The 15469-nt window shown below is 61.7% G+C and carries 14 protein-coding genes and 1 pseudogene; 12 read left to right on the top strand and 3 right to left on the bottom strand.

Annotated elements, in window-relative coordinates; translation table 11 throughout:
* Window positions 1-54: 54 nt before the first annotated feature.
* From JN524_RS27475 to JN524_RS06625, 5 genes and pseudogenes are all read left to right on the top strand, one after another.
* Window positions 55-1086: pseudogene (locus JN524_RS27475) on the top strand (HAMP domain-containing protein); the annotation flags it as partial.
* 93 nt (window positions 1087-1179) lie between these two features.
* Window positions 1180-1944 (top strand): methyl-accepting chemotaxis protein, encoded by a 765-nt coding sequence (locus JN524_RS27480; protein ID WP_371043227.1) that lies wholly within the window; start codon window positions 1180-1182, stop codon window positions 1942-1944.
* Between the two features lie 195 nt (window positions 1945-2139).
* On the top strand, window positions 2140-3231 hold the full coding sequence (locus JN524_RS06615) for a glycosyltransferase family 4 protein (RefSeq protein WP_202369035.1): 1092 nt from the start codon (window positions 2140-2142) through the stop codon (window positions 3229-3231).
* On the top strand, window positions 3224-4000 hold the full coding sequence (locus tag JN524_RS06620; RefSeq protein ID WP_202368863.1) for a DUF2334 domain-containing protein: 777 nt from the start codon (window positions 3224-3226) through the stop codon (window positions 3998-4000). The genes JN524_RS06615 and JN524_RS06620 overlap by 8 nt, the downstream gene beginning before the upstream one ends.
* On the top strand, window positions 3997-4992 hold the full coding sequence (locus JN524_RS06625; RefSeq protein WP_202368864.1) for a lysylphosphatidylglycerol synthase transmembrane domain-containing protein: 996 nt from the start codon (window positions 3997-3999) through the stop codon (window positions 4990-4992). The genes JN524_RS06620 and JN524_RS06625 overlap by 4 nt, the downstream gene beginning before the upstream one ends.
* A 74-nt stretch (window positions 4993-5066) precedes the next feature.
* Here the strand turns inward: JN524_RS06625 and JN524_RS06630 are convergent, their stop codons facing one another.
* On the bottom strand, window positions 5067-5234 hold the full coding sequence (locus JN524_RS06630; protein ID WP_202368865.1) for a hypothetical protein: 168 nt from the start codon (window positions 5232-5234) through the stop codon (window positions 5067-5069).
* An 88-nt stretch (window positions 5235-5322) separates the two neighbouring features.
* Window positions 5323-6171, bottom strand: coding sequence for a formyltetrahydrofolate deformylase (gene purU / locus JN524_RS06635; protein ID WP_003227580.1), 849 nt, complete (start codon window positions 6169-6171; stop codon window positions 5323-5325).
* A gap of 338 nt (window positions 6172-6509) precedes the next feature.
* Here purU and mvaT point away from each other — a divergent pair, with 338 nt between their 5' ends.
* Complete coding sequence (mvaT, locus tag JN524_RS06640; protein WP_003227581.1) at window positions 6510-6887, top strand: histone-like nucleoid-structuring protein MvaT; 378 nt, start codon at window positions 6510-6512, stop codon at window positions 6885-6887.
* Between the two features lie 103 nt (window positions 6888-6990).
* On the opposite strand, the gene sbcB is transcribed toward mvaT, so the two are convergent.
* Window positions 6991-8421, bottom strand: a complete 1431-nt coding sequence (gene sbcB, locus JN524_RS06645) for an exodeoxyribonuclease I (RefSeq protein ID WP_202368866.1) — start codon at window positions 8419-8421, stop codon at window positions 6991-6993.
* 181 nt (window positions 8422-8602) lie between these two features.
* On the opposite strand from sbcB, the gene JN524_RS06650 reads away from it, so the two are divergent.
* The 6 genes from JN524_RS06650 (at window position 8603) to JN524_RS06675 (ending at window position 15441) form a co-directional block, all read left to right on the top strand.
* Entirely contained in the window at window positions 8603-9328 is a 726-nt protein-coding gene (locus JN524_RS06650) for an RDD family protein (RefSeq protein WP_202368867.1), read from the top strand.
* Window positions 9325-10302 (top strand): stage II sporulation protein M, encoded by a 978-nt coding sequence (locus JN524_RS06655; protein ID WP_202368868.1) that lies wholly within the window; start codon window positions 9325-9327, stop codon window positions 10300-10302. Before JN524_RS06650 ends, JN524_RS06655 begins: the two co-directional genes overlap by 4 nt.
* A complete protein-coding gene (locus JN524_RS06660; RefSeq protein ID WP_202368869.1) occupies window positions 10289-11836 on the top strand; it encodes a DUF4129 domain-containing protein in 1548 nt (515 codons plus the stop codon). The genes JN524_RS06655 and JN524_RS06660 overlap by 14 nt, the downstream gene beginning before the upstream one ends.
* Window positions 11833-12996: a DUF4350 domain-containing protein gene (locus tag JN524_RS06665; protein ID WP_202368870.1), complete on the top strand. Its 1164-nt coding sequence runs from the start codon at window positions 11833-11835 to the stop codon at window positions 12994-12996. The genes JN524_RS06660 and JN524_RS06665 overlap by 4 nt, the downstream gene beginning before the upstream one ends.
* The gene (locus JN524_RS06670) at window positions 12993-13994 is read left to right on the top strand and encodes an AAA family ATPase (protein ID WP_202368871.1); all 1002 of its coding nucleotides are present in this window, start codon (window positions 12993-12995) and stop codon (window positions 13992-13994) included. The genes JN524_RS06665 and JN524_RS06670 overlap by 4 nt, the downstream gene beginning before the upstream one ends.
* Before the next feature lie 115 nt (window positions 13995-14109).
* The gene (locus tag JN524_RS06675) at window positions 14110-15441 is read left to right on the top strand and encodes a DUF58 domain-containing protein (RefSeq protein WP_202368872.1); all 1332 of its coding nucleotides are present in this window, start codon (window positions 14110-14112) and stop codon (window positions 15439-15441) included.
* The last annotated feature ends 28 nt before the right edge of the window (window positions 15442-15469 follow it).

Raw genomic sequence — 15469 nt, forward strand, 5'->3', positions numbered from 1 at the left:
GCGTCTTTATAAAAGCACGCCCAGGACATTAAGACCTTAGCGGAACCCCAAGCCATGAACAAAAACCTGCGCTTCAGCCATAAAATTTTGCTTGCCGCCGCCCTCATCGTCATCGCCGCTTTCGCCTCGTTTACGCTGTACAACGACTGGCTGCAACGCAACGCGATCCGCGATGACCTGAACAACTATCTCAACGAGATGGGCGAAGTCACCGCCGACAACATCCAGACCTGGCTCAACGGGCGCATTCTGCTGGTCGAGAACGCCGCCCAGAACATCGCCATCAATCCGGAACCCGCCAACGTCGCCAGCCTGCTGGAACAGAAATCCCTGACCTCGACGTTCATGGCCACTTACCTCGGCGATGCCACCGGTCACTTCACCATCCGCCCGGACGTGAAGATGCCGGACGGCTTCGATCCACGGGTGCGCCCTTGGTACAAAGGGGCCGAGAGCAGCAGCGCCTCGACCCTGACCGAACCGTACATCGACGCCGCCACCGGGCAGTTGATCATCTCCATCGCCACCGCCTCGAAAAAGGCCGGCCAGAGCGTTGGCGTGGTGGGCGGTGACCTGAGCCTGCAAACCCTGGTCGACACCCTCACCGCCCGGGACTTCTCCGGCATGGGCTACGCCTTCCTGGTCAGCGCCGACGGGAAGATCCTCGTGCACCCGGACAAGGCACTGGTGATGAAATCACTGAAAGAAGCCTATCCGCAGGACACTCCGCGCATCAGCAGCGACTTCAGTGAAATCACTGTCGATGGCAAGACGCGCATCGTCAGCTTCACCCCGATCAAAGGCCTGCCGTCGGTCAACTGGTACATCGGTCTGTCGGTGGACAAGGACAAAGCCTTCTCGATGCTCAGCGAGTTCCGCACCTCGGCGGTGATTGCCACGGTGATTGCGGTGGTGATCATCATCGCGTTGCTGGGCATGCTGATTCGCCTGCTGATCCAGCCGCTGCACGTCATGACCCGCGCCATGGAAGACATCGCCGACGGCGAAGGCGACCTGACCAAGCGCCTGACCATCGTCAATAACGATGAGTTTGGCGTGCTGGGCACCGCATTCAACCGTTTCGTCGAGCGTATTCACGGCTCGATCCGCGAAGTGTCGTCGGCCACCGGGCAGGTCAACGAGGTCGCGCTGCGGGTGGTCGCAGCGTCCAACTCGTCGATGTACAACTCCGACCAGCAAGCCTCGCGCACCAGCAGCGTCGCCGCCGCGATCAATCAACTGGGCGCCGCCGCCCAGGAAATCGCCCGCAACGCCGCGCAAGCCTCGAACCAGGCCAGTGACGCCCGCGGCCTCGCCGAAGACGGCCAGCAAGTGGTGGATCGCAGCATCAAGGCGATGAATCAACTGTCGAGCATGCTCAGCGCCTCCAGCAGCAACATCGAGTCGCTGAACAGCAAAACCGTGAACATCGGGCAGATCCTGGAAGTGATCACCAGCATCTCCCAGCAGACCAACCTGCTGGCACTCAACGCCGCGATCGAAGCCGCGCGGGCCGGTGAAGCCGGACGCGGTTTTGCCGTGGTCGCCGACGAAGTGCGCAACCTGGCGCACCGCACTCAGGAATCGGCGCAGCAGGTGCAAACCATGATCGAGGAGCTGCAAGTCGGCGCCCGTGAATCGGTGAGCACCATGAGCGACAGCCAGCGCCACAGCCAGGACAGCGTGGAAATCGCCAACCTCGCTGGCGAACGCCTGAACAGCGTGACCCAGCGCATCGGCGAGATCGACGGGATGAACCAGTCGGTGGCAACAGCGACCGAGGAGCAGACCGCGGTGGTGGAATCCATCAACGTCGACATCACCGAGATCAATACGCTGAACCAGGAAGGCGTCGAGAACCTGCAGGCGACCTTGCGCGCCTGTTCGGATCTGGAGCAGCAGGCTTCGCGCCTGAAGCAGCTGGTCGGCAGTTTCCGCATCTAAGATCAAAAGATCGCAGCCTGCGGCAGCTCCTACAGGGTGAACACACATCCTGTGCAGGAGCTGCCGCAGGCTGCGATCTTTTTGCTCTGGAGACCCACCGCGTATTCCCGACCGAACATCTATTCTGGATAAAGGTCAACCAAGGGAGTGCAACGCAGCGGAGGGTTGATCACTGTGCATATCGCCGACATCACCATGTTCTACGCCCCGGCCAGCGGCGGCGTACGCACCTATCTGGATGCCAAGCATCGCCGGTTGGGGGGCAAAACGGGCATTCGTCATAGCCTGCTGATTCCCGGCGCGCATTTCGGTGAAAACGACGGTATCTACACCGTGCCCGCACCCGCCCTACCCTTCGGCAAAGGCTATCGCTTCCCGCTGCGCCTCGCGCCATGGCGCAATGTCCTGCAGGGTTTGCAGCCGGATCTGATCGAAGTCGGCGACCCGTACCTCACCGCGTGGGCGGCGCTGGACGCGCGACGGCAACTGGACGTGCCGGTGATCGGCTTTTATCACTCGGATCTGCCGCTGCTGGTCGGCAATCGCATGGGCCATTGGGTCACGCCGAACGTCGAGGCGTACGTCACCAAGCTCTATGGCAACTTCGATCGAGTGCTGGCGCCCAGCCAGGTGATGGCCGACAAGCTCACCGGTTTGGGGGTGCGCAATGTATTCGTGCAGCCATTGGGCGTGGATCTGCAAACCTTTCACCCTGACGCCCGCGACAACGGCCTGCGCGCCGAACTGGGAATTGCCGAAGACACGCGCCTGCTGATCTTTGCCGGGCGCGGTTCCAAAGAGAAGAACCTGCCGGTGCTGCTCAAATGCATGCAGCGCCTCGGCCCACGCTATCACCTGCTGCTGGTTGGCTCGTCGATGCCTGCCGTGGTCCCGGACAATGTCAGCGTGATCGACGGGTTCTGTCCCGCCGCCACCGTCGCAAGGTTGATGGCCAGCGCCGACGCCCTGCTGCATGCCGGCGATCAGGAAACCTTCGGTCTGGTGATCCTCGAAGCCATGGCCTGCGGGATTCCGGTAGTCGCCGTGGCGGCCGGGGCGTTTGAAGAGATCGTCGCCGAAGACTGCGGCTTGCTCTGTGCACCGAACAACCCACAAGCCATGGCCAATGCCGTGCGCGAACTGTTCAGTCGCGGCTGCGTGAAACTCGGCCAGCAGGCGCGGCAACACGTTGAACGGCGTTATTCCTGGGACAGCGTGGTCGACAGCCTGCTCGGCCATTACCACGCGGTGCTCGGTCACTCGCTGCCAAGGGTGGCCAATGGCTGATTCCTTGAATGACCGCGCAGTGCTGCTGGTGCTGCACGACGTGGCACCGTCGACGTGGGCGGATTATCGGCCATTTGTCGAGGCGGTCGACGCAATGGGTGGCGTGCCGATGACCTGGCTGGTCGTTCCGGATTTCCATGGTCACGACGCACTTGAGGATCATCCCGTGTTTTGCCGAATGCTCGGCGAGCGCGTGGCCTGTGGCGATGAACTGGCCTTGCACGGCTATTACCATGACGACCGCGAGCCGGCACCGATCACGCCGCGCGACTGGTTCATGCGCCGGATCTACACCCACGAAGGGGAGTTTTATCGCCTGTCCCGCGAAGCCGCCTTGGCTCGCCTGCGTGCCGGCATCGAACTGTTCCGGCGCAATGAATGGCCGTTGCACGGCTTCGTCGCCCCGGCATGGCTGATGAGCGACGGTACGCGCCAGGCCTTGCGCGAGTTGCCGTTGCGCTACACCAGCGATCCACAACATCTTTATCGATTGCCGGATTTCACTGCCATTGATGCGCCGGGTCTGGTCTGGAGTGCGCGCAGTGCCTGGCGCCGGGGCTTGTCAAAACTCGTCAGCGACCAACGCGAACAGCAATGGCGCGACGCGCCGGTGATTCGTCTAGGCTTGCACCCGGTAGACATGCGCCACGCCTTCGCACGTGATTACTGGCTACGAACCCTTGAACGGCTGCTGGCAGAAGGACGCACGCCCATGACCAAAATCGACTGGCTCACCGAGCACCGCGGGCGAATGGAGCGCGCTGCATGAGTCGCGGCATTGTGCTGTTGATCGGCCTGCTCGCTGCTGTAATGATCCCGGTGTTGCTCGGCGGCGGCGAGATCGGTGCGCGCCTGCAAAATTTTCCGCTGCAATGGCTGCTGATCATGTTCGGCATGATTCTGCTCTGCTGGGGAATCAATACGCTGCGTCTGCGCCTGCTGCTGGGTGATCAGCGCGATCAGGTAACGCCGCTGAAAAGCCTTGGCGTGGTCATGGCCGCCGAGTTCGCCTATTGCGCCACCCCCGGCGGCAGTGGTGGCCCGCTGACCATTATGGCCCTGCTCGCCCGTTGCGGCGTACGCCCGGCCCGTGGCAGCGCAGTGTTTGCCATGGATCAGTTGAGCGATCTGCTGTTCTTTCTCTGCGCCCTGAGCGGGATTCTGATTTACGCGTTGTTTCAGCATCTCAGTGACCGCCTGGAGTGGTTGCTGATGGTCAGCGCCGTGTCGCTGTTCGGTGGGCTGTTCAGTTGCGTGCTGCTGGCGCGCTACCACCGCCGCCTGATCCTTCTGAGCGGACGCCTGCTTGCCCGCCTCAACGTGCAACCGGCCACGCGTCGGCGCTGGGCGCGCAAGCTGCTGCATTTTCTCGACGCGTTTATCGACACCCTCAAGTTGCCGTGGCAAACCCTGATCAAAGTCTTTGCCCTGACCTGCGTGCACTGGCTGCTGCGCTACAGCGTCTTGTACCTGGCCTTGCGCGGATTGGGCGCGGACCTGCAATGGGCCTGGAGTTTTCTGGTGCAGATGCTATCGCTGGGGGCTGGTCAAATGAGCCTGTTGCCCGGTGGCGCGGGGGCGGCAGAACTGACTTCAGCGGCGCTGCTGGCGCCGATGGTCGGCAAATCCACTGCAGCGGCGGCGATCCTGATCTGGCGGGTGGTGACGTTTTATTTCTACCTGGTGGTGGGCGGGCCGGTGTTTCTATTGATGCTCGGACGACCGCTGCTCAGGAAACTGCTGAAGATTCGACAAGCCTGAAAAGATCGCAGCCTGCGGCAGCTCCTACATTGAAATGCGATCCCTTGTAGGAGCTGCCGCAGGCTGCGATCTTTTCAGGCCTCTTCATCCGGTTCGGGCTTCAGCTGCTCCCACAACTCGGCGGCACCGGGAAACTCGGTGCCATCCTCCGGACTGAGGTCATCCGGGTCGTAGCGGCTCAGACAACCTTCGCCCAATGTGGCAGGCGCTTTCGAAGTGGCTTTGTCCAATGGGTCGTTCACAGGCAGTTCCTCAAGGGCTGAAACGAAAAAAGGGCCTGGGACGATTGAACGCCCAGGCCCTTCTTTATTCAAGTACGCGCAGGTTCGATCAGAACACCACGGTCTTGTTGCCGTGCACCAGCACGCGGTCTTCGAGGTGATAACGCAGGCCACGGGCCAACACCATCTTCTCGACGTCACGGCCGAAACGCACCATGTCTTCGATGCTGTCGCTGTGGCTGACGCGTACCACGTCCTGCTCGATGATCGGGCCGGCGTCCAGCTCTTCGGTGACATAGTGGCAGGTCGCGCCGATCAGCTTCACGCCGCGCAGCGACGCCTGATGGTATGGCTTGGCACCGACGAACGACGGCAGGAAGCTGTGGTGAATGTTGATCACCTTGTGCGCGTATTCGCGGCACAGCGCCGGCGGCAGGATCTGCATGTAGCGCGCCAGCACCACCACTTCGGCATCGTGCTGTTTGACCAGACGCGAGACTTCGGCGAACGCCGGCTCCTTGTCCTGCGGATTGACCGGGACATGGTAATAAGGAATGCCGTGCCACTCGACCATGCTGCGCAGGTCATTGTGGTTGGAAATCACGCAGGAGATTTCGCAATCGAGCTCGTCGCTGTGCCAGCGGTGCAGCAAGTCGGCCAGGCAGTGGGATTCGCGGCTGGCCATCAGCACCACGCGTTTCTTCTGCTCGGTGTCGGTGATGCGCCAGTCCATCGAGAACTCTTCGGCGATCGGCGCAAACTTCTCGCGCAGCACTTCAATACCGAACGGCAGCGAATCGGCGCGGATCTCGTGACGCATGAAGAACCAGCCGTTCTGATTATCCGAGTGGTGGCTCGCTTCGGTGATCCAGCCGTTGTGGGATGCCAGAAAGTTACTGACTTTGGCAACGATGCCAACGCGGTCAGGGCAGGAAATCACCAACCGAAAGGTGCGCATGGGGGGAAAACTCCAGAACTTCGCAAAGGCGGCCATTCTAGCGACTGTGCGCGGAAACTGCAGTATTGATGACCACATGTCCGCAGGCAGTCCCGATTAGCGACGCCTGACGCCACGCGCGGCGAAACGATAGTCCTGCAGTGAAGCTGTTCGGCCAGATAATTGTGAATATTCGTGATGACTGCATCACATTATTTAAATGACCATTCAATTTACCGGTTATTCCTTGCAACTAATTCAAATAAAAAAACCGGTTAAATGTTTACTTGATGAAACAGCCTGACTATTATTGCGGCACTGTCCCCTGCCATTCAACACATCTGCATAAGGTAGTTACCATGTCCTTGATCAACGAATATCGCGCCACCGAAGAAGCAATCAAAGAGCTGCAAGCGCGTTTGAAGAACCTGTCGCAAGACGACAAACTGCAAGCCGAGCTGGAATTTGAAGGCAAACTGCGCACCCTGATGGGCGAATACTCCAAGTCCCTGCGCGACATCATCGCCCTGCTGGATCCGGAATCGAAAACCAAAGGCACCCGTGGCGCCGCAGTAAAAACTACCGGCACCAAGCGTGCGCGCAAAGTTAAACAATACAAAAACCCACATAACGGCGAAGTCATCGAAACCAAAGGTGGCAACCACAAGACTCTGAAAGAGTGGAAAGCCAAGTGGGGCGGTGACGTGGTTGAAGGCTGGGCTACCCTGCTGGGCTAAGCCGCAACGCCTGTCGCAGACTGATTCTGCGGCCCATGAAAAACGCCAGCATACGCTGGCGTTTTTTTATGCCCGGCATTTCATGGGCACACTATGTTCGATTTCAAAGATTCAAACGTTTGCGCAATGCCTGGACATAATTCTGCCACTCATTGAGCACTTGATTCTGTATCGGCGTAGCACTAAGCGCCCATTGCTGCGTGGCCTCGGCAAAAGATTGCAGGGTATTAGGCGCGCCCATTTGCGGCTCGGACAAACGCTGCTGACAGAATATTCTCCAGCGTTGTTGCTCCTCGAAATTCAACGTGTCGGGAAAGTTGCGTGCGCGATATCGAAAGAGTAATTCCGGCAGACGTTCATCATCGAACGGCCAGTGCTCTTGCGCTAATTGCGCCGGATCCGCCGTTCTCACTTGCTCGCATAGACGCCGATCGCGATCACCGATAAATCCATCGTACAACTGCTGTTCCGGATCTTCGCTGGGCGTGAAGTCTTCGCTGGCGTAAATCGCCGCGACTTTATCTTTCCAAACTTGTTGTGCGTCACTTAGCCGCAGTGCACGTGCCTGATACAGCGCCATGTCCAGGCCCAGCCGCTGCTGATCGTCGGCACGCAACACCGACAACGGCGCCACCACCGGGCAGCGATTGATGTGAATCAGTTTCAGCGGCACCGGCAGTTCACCCTCGGCGAGGTCGTCGCGCCGGGTGTACAGGCGCCGGCGCAGGGTTTCGGCGTCCAGGTCCAGCAAGCCTTGCGGATCAAGGTGCAGGTCACAGACGATCAGCGCATTGCGATTACGCGGATGCCAGGCCAATGGCAGCACCACACCGACATAGTGCCGCGCCGCCGAGAAGCGTCCGGAGATATGCACCAGCGGTTGCAGCAGGCGAATCTGATCCATGACCTTCTGTTTACTGCGCAGTTGAAACAGCCAGTCATACAACTTCGGCTGTTTCTCGCGGATCAACCGCGCCAGCGCAATGGTGGCGCGCACGTCCGAGAGCGCTTCGTGCGCATGCCCATGGTCGATGTGGTTGGCCGCCGTCAGGCGTTCGAGCTTGAGGGTGACCTTGCCTTCGTCGTCGGTCGGCCAGACCAGGCCATCCGGGCGCAACGCATACGCGGCGCGCACCACATCGATCAGGTCCCAGCGACTGTTGCCGCCCTGCCACTCGCGGGCATACGGGTCGAAGAAGTTGCGGTACAGGCTGTAGCGGGTCATCTCGTCGTCGAAACGCAAGGTGTTGTAACCCGCACCGCAAGTGCCGGGCGCCGCCAGTTGTGCGTGTACGCGGGTCATGAAGTCGGCTTCGCTCAAGCCCTGTTCGGCGAGACGACTCGGGGTGATACCGGTAATGGCGCACGCCGCCGGGTGCGGCAGGATGTCGTCGCTGGGCTGGCAGTAGAGGTTGACCGGTTCGTCGATTTCATTGAGGTCGTGGTCGGTGCGAATCCCGGCGACCTGCAGCGGACGGTCGTTGCGCGGATTGATGCCGGTGGTCTCGTAGTCGTACCAGAAGATTGAAGTCACGGGCGGTTCCTGAACTGAAGATCGGCAAAGTCTAGGCTTTGAACCGCGGTCGCGGCCAGCGCTGTGTCATTCAACCAGCGTGCGCCACACGCGGTGCAATACATAGTTATGTCGTTTTCCCCCAAGAGGCTGCTAGCATCGGACGGACTTCGCATCCCGATCCGGCCCCATCAGGTAGCCCATGCTCGAGAACACAGCACTGCCACGGAAAGCACCGCTGAACCCGCCACTCGATACCCGCTATCAAGTGGAAACCCCGGAGGGCATCGACCTGCCGTTGCGCCCGGCCGGTCTGATGGTGCGCAGCCTCGCCTTCGGTATCGACCTGGGCATTCGCGGGGCCATCCTCGGCGTGCTGTTTCTGCTGCTGGCGTTTCTCGGCCAGCTCGGCGTGGGTCTGGGTTCGCTGCTGCTGTTTGCCGTCAGCTGGTGGTACATGGTGCTGTTCGAAGTGTTGCGTCAGGGCCGTTCGCCGGGCAAGCAATGGATGGGCCTGCGGGTGATCCACGATGACGGCACACCCATCGGCTGGTCGGCCTCGCTGCTGCGCAACCTGTTGCGTTTTGTCGATCTGCTGCCGTTCGGCTATTTCCTCGGCGCCATCAGCTGCCTGCAACACCCGACCTTCAAACGCCTGGGCGACATCGCAGCCGGCACCCTGGTGGTCTACAGCGAACGCGCCCTGCTCCGCCCGCAGTTACCTGACGCCCAGCCACGCAGCTCGCCCGTGCCGCTCAACCTCGGCGAACAACGCGCCTTGCTCGCCTTCGCCGAACGTCAGGCTGAACTGTCGCCGGCGCGGGTCAATGAGCTGGCCGCGCTGCTCGCCCAACCACTGCACATCTCGGCGCCCAAAGCGGTCAGCGAACTCAATGGCATCGCCCGCGGCTTGTTGGGTCCGACATGAAGCAGAGTCTTTTCGAAGCTCGCCACAAGGCCGAATGGGAACGCTTTACGCTGGCCCTCGAACGCCTCGAACATGGCAAGGACACCTCGCAGGCAGCCAGTTTCCCCAAGGCTTATCGACGCCTCTGCCAGCATCTGGCGCTGGCACAGGCGCGTGGCTACAGCAGTTTTCTGATCGACTCGCTGCAACAACTGGTGTTGCGCGGCCACCAACAGCTGTATCGGCACCGCAGTCGATTCGGCGCCAACCTCCTGGGTTTCATCCTCGCTGACTTTCCTCGACTGGTGCGCGCCGAATGGCCGTTCGTGCTGGCCGCCGGCCTGGTGTTTTTCGGCAGCCTGATCGGCTTTGCCTTGCTGGTGTATGCCTTTCCCGAACTGGTCTACAACTTGATCCCCGCCGAACAGGTGCGCGACATGCAGAGCATGTACGACCCGGTGGCCGGGCACCTCGGGCGCTCGGCCGAACGGGCGGCCAGTGAAGACTGGGTGATGTTCGGTTATTACGTGATGCACAACATTGGCATCGCCTTTCAGACTTTCGCCAGCGGTTTGCTGCTGGGCGTCGGTAGCGCGCTCTTCCTGTTCTATAACGGCATGATCATCGGCGCGGTGGCCGGGCACCTGACCGAAATCGGTTTTGGCCAGACGTTCTGGTCGTTCGTGATCGGTCACGGCGCCTTCGAGCTGACTGCCATTGCCCTGGCGGGTGCGGCGGGGCTGAAACTGGGCTGGGCAGTGATTGCGCCGGGGCGGCTGACCCGTGGTGAAGCGCTGGTGGAGGCGGCGCGCCAAAGCGTGCTGCTGGTGTGCGGAGTCATGCTGTTCCTGCTGATCGCAGCGTTCATCGAAGCGTACTGGTCCTCGAAGACCGGGGTTACGCCGCCGATCAAATATGCGGTCGGTGCGGCGTTGTGGATCGCAGTGGCGGCTTATCTGCTGTTCGCCGGAAGGACACGCCATGCGCCTGAGTGACGCCACCGTGGCGATCCGCCCGCGCAGCACCTGGGAAGCCATGGATCTGGGCGTGCTCATGAGCCAGCAGCATCGACGCCTGCTGATGACCAGTTGGGCCATCGTCACCCTGCCGCTGTTCGCGGTGCTGACGTTGTTGCTATGGGACTCGCCGTCGCTGGCGGTATTCATTTTCTGGTGGCTGAAACCGGCGTATGAACGCCTGCCGCTGTACATCCTGTCCAAGGCCCTGTTCGGCGAAACACCCACTCTGAAACAGGCCCTGCACGAATTCCCGCGGCTGCTCAAACCGCAACTGCTGGCCAGCCTGACCTGGCGCCGGCTGAGCCTGAGTCGCAGTTTCCTGCTGCCGGTACTGCAACTCGAAGGCCTCGACGGCACCGCCCGTCAGCAACGCTTGCAGGTGTTGCTGCAACGCAATGCCGGCGCCGCGCAATGGCTGACGATCATCGGCATGCATCTGGAGACCGCACTGTGGATCGGCCTGATGGTGCTGTTCTATATGCTGCTGCCACAGCAGATCGAAACCGACTGGGACTGGCAATCGCTGATCCTCGACGCTGATCACCACTGGCGTTGGCTGGAACACCTGACCAACGCCTTCTACGCGCTGGTGCTGGTGGTCTGGGAACCGATTTATGTCGCCTGCGGTTTCAGCCTGTATCTGAACCGGCGCACGGCACTGGAAGCGTGGGACATCGAGCTGGTATTCCGTCGTTTGCGCCAGCGCCTGAACAGCAGCGCTCTGGGTTTATTGTTGGCGGTCTGTCTTTTGCTGCCGGCGGTGCCACCCGTATGGGCTGCAGCCGATCCCGCCAGCGCACCTCAGGCACCCCGTCTGCTGCACCAACCGCTGACCAGTCAGGCCGCGCACGACAGCATCAAGGCGCTACTCGAACAACCGCCGTTCAAGAACAAGGAAAGCGTGACCCGCTATCGCTTTGGCGACGACCCGGCCGCCCCGGCCGAGGGCAAACCCGGCGAGCCACCGCAATGGCTGAAAACCCTGCTCGGCTGGCTCGACGGTCAGCGCTTCAATGCTTTGGCGGTGTTGATCGAAGTGCTGCTGTGGGGTGCATTGCTCGCGGCTATCGGCTGGCTGGCCTGGCGCTACCGGGAGTTCCTGAGCACCTTCGTCAGTCGCTGGCCGAAGTTGCCCGCCCGCATCAAGCCACCTGCACCGCAGAAGGCATTTGGTCTGGATCTGAACCCGCAATCCTTGCCCGACGACATCGCCGACAGTGCCGAACAACTCTGGCAAACCCAGCCGCGCGCCGCGCTGGGTCTGCTCTATCGCGGGTTGCTCAGCCGTCTGCTGCACGATTTTGCCCTGACCTTGAAACCCGCCGACACCGAGCATCAGGTGCTGCTGCGGGTCGAGCAACTGCAGCACCCTGAACTGCTGGCATTCAGTCGCACCCTGACACAGCACTGGCAGAACATGGCCTACGGGCACCGCGTACCGGCGGCACACCTGCAGCAGGAACTGTGTAACGGCTGGCGTGCCCTGTTCGGCCCGGGAGCGCGCGCTTGAACCGGCGCAAAGCGTGGCTGCTCGGCGGGGTGATCATCGCCCTGCTCGCGGCGCTGAGCGTTTATCTGTACCTCAAGGCCCGGCCCTATCAGGAAGTAATCGATCACGGCCCTTCGCCCCAGGCGCAGGCCAATCCTTATCTGGCGGCAGAACTGTTTTTGCGCGAGCGCGGCCTCAACGTCGGCCAGGCCGAAACGCTGGCGGTGCTGCCCGAGATCGATCCGCGTCGACACACTCTGCTGTTATTCGGCGAACGTTCGCGCATGACCCCGCGCCAGGTCGATCAGGTGTTGAACTGGGCACGCGCCGGTGGGCGCCTGGTGTTCGTGGCCGAAGCGCTGTGGGACAAGCAGGCCAGACAAAGCGATGATCTGTTGCTGGATCGGGTGCAGTTGCACCAGTCCCTGAGCAAGGACCTCAAGGAGCCGCCGGCGGAGCTGGCGGATGATCCGTACCCGAACCTGACCAAACTCTACCTGGAAGACGAGGACGCGCCGGCCTACGCCGGTTTCGACACCGCGTTTCATCTGGAAGACCCGAAAAATCTCGCCCAGGCCTGGGCCAACAGCGCCAAGGCCACGCACATGATGCAACTGCCGTACGGCCTCGGCTCGATCACCGTGGTCACCGATGCCGAACTGTGGAAAACCCCCGCCATCAGCAAGCATGACAACGCCTGGCTGCTCTGGTACCTGAGCGCCGACACCGACGTCACGCTGAATTTCAACACGGTGCACGATGGTCTGCTGACCTTGCTCTGGCGTTACTTCCCGCAAGCCATCGTCGCCATGCTGGCACTGATCGGCCTCGGCCTGTGGCACGTTGCTGTGCGCCATGGGCCACTGCAGGCTCCCGCCCCGAGTGGCCGCCGGCAGTTGCAGGAACACCTGCGCGCCAGTGCCGATTTCATCCTGCGCCACAACGGTCAGCACACGCTGTTGCAAGCTTTGCAACAGGACGTGCTGCGCCGCGCCCGCCGCCGCTATCCCGGCTTCGACCAATTGAACGTGGCTGAGCAATGGCTGGTGCTGTCGCGCCTGACCCGCCAGCCAACCCGCGCCATCAGTCAGGCCCTGAGCCCGGTGCCGAAACAGCGCATGAGCAGCGCTGATTTCAGTCGCCAGGTGGCCCACCTGCAAACCTTGAGGAACACGCTATGAGTGAACAGATCGAGCCCGGCAGCGCCAGCCACGCCGCCCAGCAACGCCAGCGTGCCAGCCAGTTGGCGCAAGCGCTGCGCGGCGAATTGCAGAAGGCCCTGATCGGCCAGAACAGCGTGATCGACGATGTGCTGACCGCGCTGATCGCCGGCGGTCACGTGCTGCTTGAAGGTGTTCCGGGGCTGGGCAAGACCTTGTTGGTGAGGGCGCTGGCGCGGTGCTTCGGCGGCGAGTTCGCGCGCATCCAGTTCACCCCGGATCTGATGCCCAGCGACGTCACCGGCCACGCGGTGTACGACCTGCACACCGAGCAGTTCAAGCTGCGCAAGGGGCCGCTGTTCACCAACCTGTTGCTGGCCGACGAGATCAACCGCGCACCGGCGAAAACCCAGGCGGCACTGCTCGAAGCGATGCAGGAACGCCAGGTCACCCTCGAAGGTCGGGCGCTGCCGATCGCCCAGCCGTTCATGGTGCTCGCCACGCAAAACCCGATCGAGCAGGAAGGCACTTATCCCTTGCCGGAAGCCGAGCTCGACCGCTTCATGCTCAAGGTGCGCATGGATTACCCCGAGGCCGACCAGGAGTTGAACATGGTGCGTCAGGTCAGCCGCTCGACCCGCGCCGACATGCTCGACGTGCAGCCGCTGCGCACGGTCCTGCAAGCCAAGGACGTGCAGGCCTTGCAACGCATCGCCAGCGACCTGCCGATCGACGATCAAGTGCTCGATTACGCAGTTCGCCTGGCGCGCAGCACCCGCTCCTGGCCCGGCTTGACACTCGGCGCCGGGCCGCGAGCCTCGATTGCGCTGGTGCGTTGCGCCCGCGCCCGCGCGTTGCTGCGTGGCGGCGAGTTCGTGATTCCCGACGACATCAAGGGCTGCGCGCTCTCGGTGCTACGCCATCGGGTGCGGGTGGCGCCGGAGCTGGACATCGAAGGTCTGCAGGTCGATCAGGTACTGCAGCAATTGCTCGACCAAGTGTCGGCGCCACGCTTGTGAGCATTTTGAAAAGAGCAAAAGATCGCAGCCTGCGGCAGCTCCTACACAGAGCGCGATCCCCGTTAGGAGCTGCCGAAGGCTGCGATCTTTTCAGCAGACAACTTGGTACAGCGCGATGACCCCCTCCCGCCTGCTGCTGATCTGGCTCGCTATTCTCCTGGCCGTCGGCACGCTGCTGGGTACGCTGCAAGCCCTCGACATCGACGTGCCCACCACGCTGTTGTCGATCAACTGGGGCTTGCTCCTGGCCCTGCTGGTGCTGGCGATCATCGATGCGCTGCGCCTGAACAACCTGCCCTCGCCGCGCATCCAGCGGCAGATACCCGGCAGCCTGGCACTCGGCCGTTGGAGCGAGGTACGGCTGCAGCTCAGCCATGACTTCAACGAGTCGGTCACGGTGGAGATTTTCGACCACGTGCCACAGGGCCTGAGCTTCGAAAACCTGCCGCTGGCGGTCGAACTGCAACCTGGGCAATTCAGCGAGGTCGGCTACCGTCTGCGCCCGCTCAAGCGCGGGCACTTCAGCTTCGAGCATTGCGAAATCAACCTGCCCAGCCCGTTCGGTCTGTGGACAGGCAAACGCCTGCTCGCCGTGAGCGGCGAGATCCGCGTATACCCGGACTTCGCGAAGCTCTACGGTGGGCAGTTGCTGGCGGTGGACAACTGGCTCAGCCAGCTCGGTGTGCGCCAACGCCAGCGTCGCGGGCAGGGTCAGGAATTTCATCAGTTGCGCGAATTTCGCGAAGGCGACAGCCTGCGCCAGATCGACTGGAAAGCCACCGCCCGCCAGCGCACGCCGATTGCCCGCGAGTATCAGGACGAGCGTGATCAACAGATCATATTCATGCTCGATTGCGGGCGGCAAATGCGCAGCCAGGATGGCGAGCTGGCGCATTTCGACCATGCGCTGAATGCGTGTCTGCTGCTGAGCCATGTCGCGCTGCGTCAGGGCGATGCCGTGGGGCTGAGCACCTTCGCCGTCGCGCAACCGCGTTTTCTCGCGCCGATCAAGGGTTCCAGCCAGCTCAAAGTCCTGCTCAACGCCGTTTATGATCTGGACAGCAGTCAGCGTCCCGCCGACTATTCGACGGCGACCAATCAGCTGTTGGCCCGGCAAAAGCGCCGGGCGCTGATCATTCTGCTCACCAACCTGTGTGACGAGGACACCGAAGACCTTCTTGCCAGCGTCAAACGTCTGAGCCAGCAGCATCAAGTGCTGGTTGTCAGCCTGCGCGAGGAAGCCCTCGACCGCGTGCGCAATGCCCGGGTACAAACACTGCCCGAAGCACTGACCTATTGCGGTACGGTGGATTACCTCAATGCCCGGGCGGAGCTGCATGAGCAGTTGAATGCTCATGCAGTTCAGGTGCTGGATGTGCGTCCCAGCGGGCTAAGCACGGAATTGCTGAGCCGATACCTGAGCTGGAAGCGATCCGGTGTTTTCTAAAATCACTCATAACCGATGAGCGACAACT

Source organism: Pseudomonas sp. MWU318 (assembly GCF_016756945.1).
Taxonomy (GTDB): domain Bacteria; phylum Pseudomonadota; class Gammaproteobacteria; order Pseudomonadales; family Pseudomonadaceae; genus Aquipseudomonas; species Aquipseudomonas putida_A.

What these genes read in the sequence shown, in the direction of transcription:
- JN524_RS06625 (WP_202368864.1), top strand. Translation starts at nt 3,997, where the DNA reads ATGAGTCGCGGCATTGTGCTGTTGATCGGCCTGCTCGCTGCTGTAATG.
- mvaT (WP_003227581.1), top strand. Translation starts at nt 6,510, where the DNA reads ATGTCCTTGATCAACGAATATCGCGCCACCGAAGAAGCAATCAAAGAG.
- JN524_RS06620 (WP_202368863.1), top strand. Translation starts at nt 3,224, where the DNA reads ATGGCTGATTCCTTGAATGACCGCGCAGTGCTGCTGGTGCTGCACGAC.
- purU (WP_003227580.1), bottom strand. Translation starts at nt 6,171, where the DNA reads ATGCGCACCTTTCGGTTGGTGATTTCCTGCCCTGACCGCGTTGGCATC.
- JN524_RS06615 (WP_202369035.1), top strand. Translation starts at nt 2,140, where the DNA reads ATGTTCTACGCCCCGGCCAGCGGCGGCGTACGCACCTATCTGGATGCC.
- JN524_RS06660 (WP_202368869.1), top strand. Translation starts at nt 10,289, where the DNA reads ATGCGCCTGAGTGACGCCACCGTGGCGATCCGCCCGCGCAGCACCTGG.
- JN524_RS27480 (WP_371043227.1), top strand. Translation starts at nt 1,180, where the DNA reads ATGTACAACTCCGACCAGCAAGCCTCGCGCACCAGCAGCGTCGCCGCC.
- JN524_RS06655 (WP_202368868.1), top strand. Translation starts at nt 9,325, where the DNA reads ATGAAGCAGAGTCTTTTCGAAGCTCGCCACAAGGCCGAATGGGAACGC.
- JN524_RS06670 (WP_202368871.1), top strand. Translation starts at nt 12,993, where the DNA reads ATGAGTGAACAGATCGAGCCCGGCAGCGCCAGCCACGCCGCCCAGCAA.
- JN524_RS06650 (WP_202368867.1), top strand. Translation starts at nt 8,603, where the DNA reads ATGCTCGAGAACACAGCACTGCCACGGAAAGCACCGCTGAACCCGCCA.
- JN524_RS06675 (WP_202368872.1), top strand. Translation starts at nt 14,110, where the DNA reads ATGACCCCCTCCCGCCTGCTGCTGATCTGGCTCGCTATTCTCCTGGCC.